The sequence below is a fragment of the Spirosoma endophyticum genome (assembly GCF_900112365.1).
Taxonomy (GTDB): Bacteria; Bacteroidota; Bacteroidia; order Cytophagales; family Spirosomataceae; genus Spirosoma; species Spirosoma endophyticum.
In genome coordinates, this window is sequence record NZ_FOLQ01000032.1 from 1 (window position 1) to 11,421 (window position 11,421).

7 protein-coding genes are annotated in these 11,421 nt (G+C 47.4%); all 7 read right to left on the reverse strand.

The features are described from left to right. Positions 1–252: transposase (locus BM202_RS33055; RefSeq protein WP_245776907.1), on the reverse strand; the 252-nt coding region annotated here is incomplete at its 3' end. Positions 253–1,822: 1,570 nt separating this feature from the next. After that, complete coding sequence (locus BM202_RS33065; protein ID WP_093834321.1) at positions 1,823–5,215, reverse strand: PKD domain-containing protein; 3,393 nt, start codon at positions 5,213–5,215, stop codon at positions 1,823–1,825. Positions 5,216–5,287: 72 nt separating this feature from the next. Beyond that, a complete protein-coding gene (locus BM202_RS33070) occupies positions 5,288–6,352 on the reverse strand; it encodes a PorP/SprF family type IX secretion system membrane protein (protein ID WP_093834323.1) in 1,065 nt (354 codons plus the stop codon). 120 nt (positions 6,353–6,472) lie between these two features. Further along, entirely contained in the window at positions 6,473–7,828 is a 1,356-nt protein-coding gene (locus BM202_RS33075; protein WP_093834325.1) for a C40 family peptidase, read from the reverse strand. 21 nt (positions 7,829–7,849) lie between these two features. Next, complete coding sequence (locus tag BM202_RS33080) at positions 7,850–9,193, reverse strand: OmpA family protein (RefSeq protein ID WP_093834327.1); 1,344 nt, start codon at positions 9,191–9,193, stop codon at positions 7,850–7,852. 118 nt (positions 9,194–9,311) lie between these two features. Beyond that, a complete protein-coding gene (locus BM202_RS33085; protein WP_093834329.1) occupies positions 9,312–9,902 on the reverse strand; it encodes a porin family protein in 591 nt (196 codons plus the stop codon). Between the two features lie 56 nt (positions 9,903–9,958). Continuing rightward, positions 9,959–11,032, reverse strand: a complete 1,074-nt coding sequence (locus tag BM202_RS33090) for a hypothetical protein (RefSeq protein WP_093834331.1) — start codon at positions 11,030–11,032, stop codon at positions 9,959–9,961. Positions 11,033–11,421 lie beyond the last annotated feature (389 nt).

Consider the following 11,421-nt stretch of genomic DNA (forward strand, 5'->3'; position numbering starts at 1 on the left):
CGCTTCCAGGAACTCCTTACTCCAACGGTAATAAATGTTAGTATTGAGCCCTTCTCGCCGACAGATCTCGGCTACTGACTGTTCGCCTTGTAAGCCTTCCAGGACAATGCGAATTTTTTCTTCCGCGGTGTACTGTCGTCTGGTTTGTCGCTGGATGTCTTTGATAATGGATAAAGCAGGTTTACGCTCGGCAGATGTGGGGGTTGGAGAAGCTGCACGTTTGCCTTTGGAAGTTTTGGTTGAATTGGACATAATCAAGGAGGTTTGAGTGAAACAATTTACTGAATTGTCTCTTCCCATTCCCAACCCTTTTGTCCACTTTTACTTGACGACGTACACCAAAAGAGGAATCACCTCCCCGCCATCCGTGTACAAACAGAAGTTTTGGCTTTAAATCGGGATTAGGCGTTAATCTGTGCAGAATCTGAAGTCGCACTTCAAAATCATCAGTCAGCCTTTCTACATTATGTTTTTTGACGAAGGCCCTAACTTCTAAAGCAAGCTCGTCTATTTCCTTTTTTTTCTCGTTTCTCGTAGCATAAGCTTCTAAAAGCCTTCTTACAACTTCGGCTGGAAGACTAAGCTCACTAATAACGCAACCTTTAAAGAATTTAACATCCCTAAAATCATCAACATTAGAACCTGTTAATTGTGCAAGATCTTCTAAAAATTCATTACGTTGCTCTTCTCCGAAGGCTGAGTAACTTCGATTCATCCTAATACTAATCTTCGTGTATGGCTGTTCCATGAGTAAAGAGTATGTAAAATTGTTTAACGATGATCATTCAACTTATGAATTAATGAGAAGCTTCAAAAATGAATTGATTAACCGGCTTTATTTTACGTTTTTGATGATAGCTTGTACCTAGTGGTCCGCTTTGGTAAAATCATTCCAATAACAACCCAGTTTGTCAGTAGTGTATTGATTCCAGGAGTAAGAAGGTGCTTAAAATGAGTATGAGCTTGTATTCTTTGGTCGTATTATCCCGATTACTACTACAGCAGAGCCAACCGATTTTTTGGGGAATCTTATAATCTGGCCGGTATACCTGTAATGTATTAACGTCTCCAAATTATAGAAATCAAACCCTAAAACTGCCCTTTGCTAAGCTTAGCGTTTGATTGCCACTAGTCACATCCATATTAAATGTTCCCTTAACTTGCTTGCTGACTATTTTGGTTATTATCCTACTGCCAATAGAGCCGCTAAAAGAACTGCCATTATATTGATCAAATCTGTTTTTCCAGAATTGTCCCCATTTACCAGTAACGTCTCAGGCTTTCCACTTGCTCTTCCTCTGGTAGTAACGGTAATTGTAGAACTATTCTCCCCACTGCCTCCGAAAGAAAAAAATGGCTGAGACGCTGCTACACCAGAATTGATAGCCCGAGAATTGGTAGCGTCAAAATTATAAACAACGCCATCAACTGTCACCTGAATAAAATACGCTGTTGGTGGATTGATGCCCGGGATAACGCTTGTGTCTGTAGAATTCTTTTTACAACTGTTAAAGAGAATAGAGACACAGAAAAGCAAAACTAAAATTTACGTACTGGTATAGATTTATGTGTTGAACCTACCTTTATACCTCATGGATAGCTAATGTAATAGATCCCTTATCCAAAATTATAAAACGATGCCTCTGGAATGAAAAGGGTTTTCCCCTACCCTATGGCCTCCTGATTAGAAAGCCTGTTTCCAGCTGATGGCAGGTTTTTTTGATTAAGAAGCCAAGCGTACCTATAAATTAGCAACAACCTGATCTTTAGTTGTGATCAAAAGGATGAACTATCTATTGATCCAGCTTAATACCATCTTCTATTAGCGAAGTAATGTAAAAATACCACGCTGGTGACGGATGGAGCCTCCGATAAATTCAACTTGCGCCTCATAGACGTAATTATCTGCTGGTAATCGCTGACCATTATATGATCCGTCCCAACCTTCGGTCTGTAGGTTGGGCTGTAAATTAGCGGCCTCGTAAACCAGTACGCCCCATCGGTCATATATATGCATTTCATGAATTTTGATTAGGTTGTGACCATACATATTGAAGCGGTCACTGACATTGTCCGCATTGGGCGTGAATACATTGGCCACATACACGGTACATGTATCTACCAATAAGGCATTCTGTTTGATAAGGGAGTCGGCACAGGTGCCGTTATTGCTCGTCCATAGTTTTATGTCATAGTGGCCCTGAGTAAGTTTTATTTGCGGATTTTGGGATGTTGAGATGAGTTTGTCATTCGCATACCATTTCCACTCCGATGCATGTTGTGATTGATCCTGTAACCAAACCAGCGTATCGGAACAAACAACACCGTTATTGGCTACTGAAAAAGCGGATTGACTACCGACTCTGATCTCGATCGGATGCGTAACAACGTTAGTACAGGCGATTGGAAACCCAACAATCGTCATCTTAATGAGATAGGTCTGTCCATTCGTCGTATACGTATGCATTGGCGAATAGAACGTTGAATCAATCGAAGTCCCATCACCAAAATTCCACTGAAAGCGTAAACGCGTATCTGATGTATTGGTCAACGCGACCGGCTGACTGACGCAGTTAAGCACCGGAACCTTAAAATCACCGGTTGGTATAGGGCCGGTAGTAATGAATTGTTCCCGGCTTGCAAAACCGCCACATTCCGGATAGGCCGTCATTTTAATTTTATAGCTAGTTTCGGATCGGTTAAACTGATCGTAGCTAACCGTTTTGCCTTCCAGCAGGTGACCATCGATTTCCCATTTGACAAGGCTGGCTACCGGCGTCGAGGCATCCGTGAAGGTTACTTTATCACCGGGGCAGATCGGGTTCTTGCTAATGGTGAAACCCGGCGTAATTTCGCTGGGGAAAACGGTTATTTGCGTGGAGTCACTGTCGGGGCCGCAGTCACTGGCCACGGTTAGCCGGACGGTGTAGACTTGCTTTGTTGGGGGCGATAGATAGGTATGACGCATCACGGCCGCTGTACTGCTGACCGGCGGAGAATTGTCGCCAAAATCCCATGTTACGTTTCCTGTATAGCCGCTGGATCGGTTCGTAAACGTTATAGTCGTAGGCGGACAGCGAACGATTGTCGAATCGACGCCAAGTTCGGCTCTGGCCCGCGGGAGTACGGTGATAATCTGCGTCGTTTTTGGAATACTTCCGCACGCGTTGCTTCCGCCAAATGTAACGGTAAATGATTGGGGCTGGCGGCCCTGGTTTACATACGTTTGTTGACCAGGCTGAAAAGCCGTACTGGTGATCGAATTGCCGAAGTCCCAGTTATACGTCACGCCCGGTTGGGCATTGCCACTCATCGAAAAGGAGACGGATAGCGGTGAGCAGCCGCTCGATACGCTGGTGGTAAAGCTACCGTTAACGGGTGGAGCGGTAATAGTCACTTCCTGCGTGACCGTACTGGAGCAACTGCCAGCCGAACTGATTAGGGTTATCCGGACTAAGCCTGCCGGCAGTTGAAGCGACGGCTCGCGGTCAGTCGACACCGGATTATTATTGACCAGCCACTGGAAGGATGTCGATCCGATCGAGGTATTGACCATTTTTATAGCTGTACTGCTGCAGCCACTGGAGACGCTGAAGCTGGCGTTGGGCTGGCCAATTAGGACGGTGGCCGTCGCGCTCGCGCTACAGCCGCCGCTAGTCGCAACGGTGTAGTTGACCCGTAGTTGGGTAGCCCTAAGCCCGGTCAGGGTAAGAATGTTGCCTGCAAGGCAATTGACGCAGTCGGTGGTAGTCCACTGACCGCCGGCGGGACTTCCTTCCAGTGTAACAGTAGCTTGTCCCGAACAGACATTTACACTCTGAACGGTTGGCTGAATACCCTGTACTTCGACCGTTACGGTATCCATTACCGCGCAGGCGCCGGTTCCTCGCTGATACATAAGTTTGAAGCGTCCGGGCGCTCGGGGATTGAAAAAATCCCGGCCACCCTGCCGGTTAATCTCCGCGTTGTTTGTGCCTGACCAGGTGCCGCCCGCCCCATCGGCAGTGAGTAATAAAGGGCTGCCGTTAACACACAGAATCGTCGGGCGGGCAGGACTGGTAATTCGCACGGGCGCGGCAGGAGCTACCAAGAATGTATCGCGTACTGTTTGGTTACCACACGTGTTATTCAATGTAACGGCCACGATATAAGGGGCTGATGATACCGCAAGGGGCTGCGGCAAATTAGGGGAAAAAACACTCCCATTCAACGTATACACCGCTCCGGCAATCGGTGCCTTGACCACATAGTTGAAGGCCTGGCAAGTATCCGGTTGAGACGTCAACTGCGGGCTGGGAAGATCAACAACTTTATGGGTGCAAACCATGGGCTGTGAAGTGCCACAGGTATTGCGTGCCGTAAGGGTAACGATGTACGTGCCTGAACGGCTAAACTGAATCTGCGGTTTGGGTGAAGTGGCGCTTGTACCATTGATAAAGCGATAGGTGGATGGGCTAACCTGCCAGGAATAGCTCGTCGCATCGAGCGAAATGGTTGCATCCATCGTTAACGTGCCACCGTTTGAGAGGCACACCACGGTATCTGTTACGTTGACCGGATTGACGGAGTAGCCACTGAATTGATACTTGGCCCCGGGGATTTTCTTTACTGGGACGCGCTGTTCAGTGGTTACAGAACCACAACTGTTAGTCGCCGTCAGTTTGACATTGTAGGAAGTCGCCGTTGCTGAAAATGTTTTGCTGGGGCTGGCCACCGTGGCAGTAGACCCATCGCCAAAATCCCATAACCAGGTCACGTCGGTGGTACTCGGACAGGTGTTATTCTGGAGCGTCGCGGGGCGGCCTTCGCAGACGTCGGCTAAAAATTGAGGGCGGGGTTTTATCTTAAATATTAAATACCCTCCATTATTATCGTTGTTCGGGCAGTTCGTTGTAATACCAAATCGGAACCGTTTGATGCCCCCTGCCTCACATCGCTTAGTAAATGTGCGCAGGTCGTAAACGTGCTTAATTAACAGCGGTCCCGGTTTGTTGATTTTTTCAACGGTTCCATCGTCCCAATCGAACTCGAAACTGGTAAAGGCGCAGGGACCTGGTTTAATTTCGAAACACATTTCATATAGGGAATCGGCTTCGGTTATACACCGCTCGAGGCCACCCGAACAGGCCGACACGGTCACGTTTTGCGCATGAAGAGTGATGGCTAAAAAAAACAGCGAAGTTACCCAGATGGCCCGACGCGTCAGTACGTTCATAGGTACAGAAGTTAGGTTGAAGTTGACCCAAATTGAATCAATCAGGTGGCTAATTATTGGCTATTACCAGGATTAACGTGGGCATCGCATCTGACTTTTAGCACTTTTTCGCTTTTGTCGATTACCCAGATCGACACAGCCAGCCACCCAGCCCAGATTGATGTAGCTCAGTGTAATCTCAAACGTATTACCAGTATATCCAGCTAGTTTAGAGGTGGTTACGTCGTAACTGAAATTAAAGGAGAGATTATTGTTCTGCAGGCCAATCAAGCCAATAAGTGCATCCTGGGTGACTTGATTTAGCGATTTTGACAATGGAATACCCCGGTAAAATAGCCCCAGTACGAGTGAATACGTGGGGGACGAATCGGCCGTGGTAGTTTTAGGCGAGTAATAAGTAAGGTACGTCCCAAGGTCTAGCTGACGCAAGCTACTTTGCATGCGAAAATTTGCGACCGGAGTCAGCTCCCAACCGTTCATTTTCAATTGCGAGCCCACGTGTATATTGATGCGCATTGGTAGCCGGTAGGATTGGGTAGACCCAACATTAATAGTTGGCTGATTCAGGTGATAGACCGATACGCCGATCCAGTCTTTATTCTTACCCAGGCCCGAATAGTCAAAATCAATCAATCCACCCAGCCCAGCATCAAAGTAAACTGTAGAGAGGGAAGCGGTCGTTAATGGGTCGTTCGATTGTGGGGAGACGCCAGTCGGCGTTAACTGATCGACAAAAACACCTCTCCCTAGTTGATAGCTCCGTTGCCCCCCCCCTATGTAGGCCCCAATCCGCACCGAATACGTTTCGGCTTTGATAACTGGCGGTACCAGAACGACTCCGCCCGTAAGTGTTTTTACCTCTGAGCTTTGCTGGTCGTTCATAAGAATTATCCCGCTTCCCATCCTTATTTTACCGCACTCATAAGACGCATCGGCCGAAGCGGAAAACGTATTGAACGATCCCGCATCCCGCCACTGATTGCGATAACTGACATTGGCCCGCGTACCTTCCGTATAGCCCGCGTAGGCGGGATTGAGATAGAGCGGGGCGGAATAATATTGGGAGAATTGAGGATCCTGACCCCACGTTTGCGAAAGCGTTATACTTACAAACCAACACGTTAAAATCACACGCATAAAGGGGGAGTTCTAGGGTAATAGTTTAGGCGTTTCAACCAGTAACGTCAGCCGTGTCAAGGATTTAGGTCGACACGCTTGCTCGTATGCACTTTTGTTAAGTACTAGGCTATACTGTTATCAGCGCTGCCGTTTCAACGATACCAGCAGGGAGCATCCCCCGTTATTCTGTATCTTTTTGGTAGGCAACCAGCCCGAATCGTCCTGCAGTTGCTGGGCATCGAAGGAATCGATTCGCACGGTACCACTGTTGGTAAATAACACGACGATTTCCCCCGCTAACCGGTTGTCTTTGGAATAATATTTACCTTTCAGCGTGGCGGTAAAGGGGCCGCCACCTCCCTCGTAGTCCATTCCATCACCACTCGTTTCGAATGGCTGATCATTTTGGTCAGCCGTTTCCGGTATATCGATCTTAACCGTTAAGCGAGCCGGTTCACTGGTGCGTCCCTGACAAGCCATACTCAATTCCCAGTTGTCAGCTACCTTTGTAATAAATCGTAATACTACAATTCCCTCGTTACTGGCTGGGTACTGTTTTTTTATGCAGTCAACGTCCGTGCCCTTCGATTCCTTCGAACAATCCATTCGCATGGCCACCGGTCCGCCCTGGCTGCTTTCATTGCGCTCGCAGTGTTTATCATCCCGTCCGAATGAATTCAGTATAGCCGTGGCTTTTTCGCCCACATTGCCATAGGCAATACCGGCATGATGAATCTGACCCGATGCTTTGTTCTTGAAAAAGACGAGATCGCCCGTCTGGAGATCATCGTAACTCAGTTTGCCATATTCATACGCTTTGACATCCACTTTATCGTATTTATCACCAGCAGCCTTTAAAGCGGCCTGCCACACTTTTATATTCGCTAAACCAGATGCCGTAAGACGGGGCAGGTTTAACATCGCTTTTTTAGCAACCCAGATCATTAAACCCGAACAGTCCAGTCCATGAAAATTGCTCTCCAGATGACAAATAGAGCTTTTACTTTGGCGAAGTGGCTTTTTAGTATCCGTCGGATCACTTCCACCCATTTTGTACCATATGCCCAGTTGTTCGCGCGTTACACCGTTCGTTCGCTGTATGGATACATCCGTAAATTTGGTTTGTTTGTTGGTTATTATCGCCCCCTCTGCCAACATGTACCCGATAAGTAAATTTTTACGGTTCTGAGGCCCCGCATCGGTCAATACCCGGGCCCGATCTGTTTCAGTGCCCATGCGTCCACCCTTGGGTAAGACCGAGGGATCGTTCTTTTCCATGAACTCCTTCACCGTTTGTCCGTTTGGAAGTAGGATCTTATCCAACTTCATGGTCTCCGTTGGCAGCGCGTCCATCCACTCTTCCAGGTCGGGGGTGATATTGTCCGTCCGCTGCTCGAAAGGAATTGAAACTTCGTGCTCGAAGGTACAACTATGCAACAGGACCAACCAGAGGCACAGGACGTAACCGGTTATTTTAGTGCTATTTTTTTTCATCACTTCATCGAGACTTGGTGATTAATTCAGTTTATAGGCTAGTCCTAATCGGACCCCTGCGTAGCTGGCCTGACTGACGCCATACCAGTATGCCCAGTGACCACGGATAGCCGCTGTTTGGTAAAATGAACTCAGCGTTATCGGAATACGCCCCGTACGATTGAAGGTAAATCCCACTTCGATGCCGTAGCTGAAGTGCCATTGGTCAATTTGATAGGCTGTTTCTTCATTGTCCACCGTTAGTAGCATATGAGAAATACCCAACTGGGGCGCCACATACAATGATTTTAGTACGTACAAACGAGGCACCAGTTGGAGCGGAATCAATTGTAGGGTCGAACCAAGTTTAAATTCGGATGAACCACTGGTGGCGTCGAGGTAGTTGATATGTGATGACCACTGATGAAAAGCGCCCTGCACCCCTACTGACAGTCGAGAACTGAGGGAAAGATCTACTGAGACAAATCCTCCGCTGCTGAACGAAAAACCATAACCCACTTTTGGATCGATCCAAATAGGTTTTATTAGCATTTTTGCGCTGGTAGCTCCTACACTGATGGATACAAAACGGTAATCACTTTTCTGCTTACCCGGCCTTAGGAGTTTATTTGGCTGCTTAGCAGACACGGCTCCCCGGGCTTCCCCGCTCGAGGCCGGCATCGTTGGTGGCTTGGCCTGACTATAGGGTATATACGTTTCTCCATATAGTTCTTTTAGGCCATCGATGGCTGTAACCTGCAACTCGACACGTGTATTCAGTGCCTGGGAATGAGAAATTACTTCTGACTCGCCCCGCCCTTCGACAGTAAGTTGCCGGCTGTTTATGCCATTGGCTAAAAAGAAGTTTAATAGGGCCGTAGCACGCCGATCAGTCAAGGCCTTATTTGCAACGGCTTTGCCTATCGTGTCGGTATGAATGGTTAGCTTTAGCTGAACGTTGGCCCTGCTTTTCAGTAGCGTGATCAATAAAAAAGACTGTCGACGCCCCTCAGTCGTGAGCGTTACCTGACCACGTTGAAATGTCAGGTCGTACCGACTGGTTTTAGCATGCAGTAAATTGGCATATGCACCTTGCCGAAAGGCTTTGTCAAAATCGGCATAGGCAATCGTTTTAAGCTGTCCGCGTTGTGAAACCGGCTTTATCAATACCCGCAGTGAATCTGCGTAATGCAGTTCACGAAGACGTAAGGTGGGTAATGAATCCTGGTGGTTTGTATTCAGGTTGGTAAAATGAACGAGTCGACTCGTTGCCGATTCGATGCGGCAGCTAATCGATACACTATCGGTCGTCAGTATATGATCCTGACCCAGGGTATTAAAAGGCAGCGTGAAGCTAAAAAGTAACATTATGGCTGAGCGCATCATACAGGTAGAGTAGATTTAGCCAGAGAGAGAAGCGGCTCCCTGGTCAATCCGAGTCGGATTGACCAGGCATTGCCTGAAACTAAAGGGTATAGTTTACGGTAGGGCGATGATTCGTCGGTTACTGCCCACCAAAAAAATAAGTGATTGACAGGCCAACCGTACTATTCTTCAGCTTGATCAATGAACTAGGATTAATATTGGCTAAACCCGCATTGTAAAACAGATTGAGCAACAATTTCTTTTCAGTCAGTTCATAGCCTCCCGACAATTTTAAGCCTGCATCAAAGCCTTTCACTTCCTTTCCCACTGCAATTGGCTCATCGTCATCTGTACCCCCCATCAAAAATCCGAAGTAGGGACCAATGCCCCCTACGAGCTTACCGGAACCAATCTCATGTTTGTATATGGCCTGAACCGGGACTTCCAGGTAGGTCAGGCTCGTCTTATAGGCGTCGAAACCATCCCTATAATTTCCCCCCTTGAAGCTGAGCATCAAACCAGGCTGGATATACAGTTTTTCATTGACAGCATACTCGACAACTCCACCAATATGAATGCCCAGTAGACCACTAGTGCTTAAACGGACACCCGATGCACTGGCATGCAGTTGTGACGATTGAAAACCACCCATTACGCCGAAACGAAGTTGGGCCTGGGCCGACAGGCCAATACAGATTAATGAGGTGGTTAGAAGTAATCTTTTTTTCATGGGTTCGATTGGTTTTAGTTAGTAAAGTATGGGAACAGCTAATCCACCGTGAAGCGTTACTTGGTATTGTTCCGCAATGAGAAATCATAGATTTTCAGTGATGAACTGAACTCGCTGCCTTTATTATAGAGGAAAGCATATTCACCGGCGGCGACGTCCTGCTCGAAGTAGACTTTATAGAGCGTATTGCTGATTTTTTTGAACCGGAATGGCACCGCTCCCGTGCTGAAGCCCGATTCGCTGGTATACGCCGATTGCCGACCAATTATCACTTCTCGTCCGCGTCCGCTCACTTTGGCCCGGATCAGCACAAAATCGTTTGGGCTGGCAACCCCATCGAAGATCGACTCAGCTACATCGTTCATCGTTTTCCGGTTAACCCCACTGAAGACCAGGTAAAACACCGGCCGATTGTCTTCGACCACCATGTTGGCCGATTTGTTGGCTAGCCCTACGCGCTGGGTGGTACCGGGTATTCCCCCGGTATATTGGTTGATAACCGCTTCCCCTACGCTTCCTGTCTTTGTTTGATTGGTGGTGGTTGGCTCTACTTGTAAATACTGAGGTTTAGGCGTTTTGTATTCCTCGTAATAAATACCAGGTTCGGCGAATCGGCTGCGTACGGCGGTGGGGAGCGTTTCAGGATGCGGAGCCAGCACACCGGCAATCAGGTTAGGGTTAGTACTCTGTTGCTGCGCTCTTTTGGGTACCATCATTACCTTCACAAGCTGATCGGGTACTTTGGCGGCTTTAAGCGCGACAATATCGTCGGTTGAGAGGTTGAAGCTCGTCTCGCTATACTGAATCTTTTTGGTAATGATTTCCCGAGACACTTTACCTGTGTACAAATCAATGACGTCCTGGTTCCGTAGGGTAGGCAAGGGGGAAGAAGCCAGCATCATGGCATCAAGAATGGGATCAGGTACGGTAGCTTGCTTGAGTTCGACCAGGCCATTGGTTGACATATTGAATTGCGAGGCGCTGGCCTTGATCTTATCCAGAATTAGATCGCGGGCAACTTTAGCCCTGACCAGCGTTATAATGCTTTGATTGTTTAAAACTTCCTGTGCATAGAGGATCGAATCAATCCCAAGTAGCATACCGACTAAAAAGTAAATCGATTTTTTCATAACTATCCTATCGGCTTATTTCTAAAATTTTGATTTGAACAACGACTGTAACTGGTACCTTTTACGTGGTGTGATAAAAACGGAAAGCACTTCAAAACGGAAATTCAATTGGTTTTTAAACTGGTTTTACTCGCTTAAGTCATCATTGTTATCGGTTAGCTTTTTACCCGGCACTTCGATCCCTTCATTTGTTGGGCCAGGGTGATTCTGGGATGTACCTGGGCAGCTTCCAGAATGGTTTTTAACAGCCACTTTTTCCCAGGCCTTGTTTCCCATTGACCGACTAGTGCCGTGAGTTTAGACGCTACTGACAAAAAGTGCTCAAACGATGGCAGGAGCCGCGCGGGGCAATCTTTTTTAGTCCCACTGTTCGAGGCCGATTTGAGGCG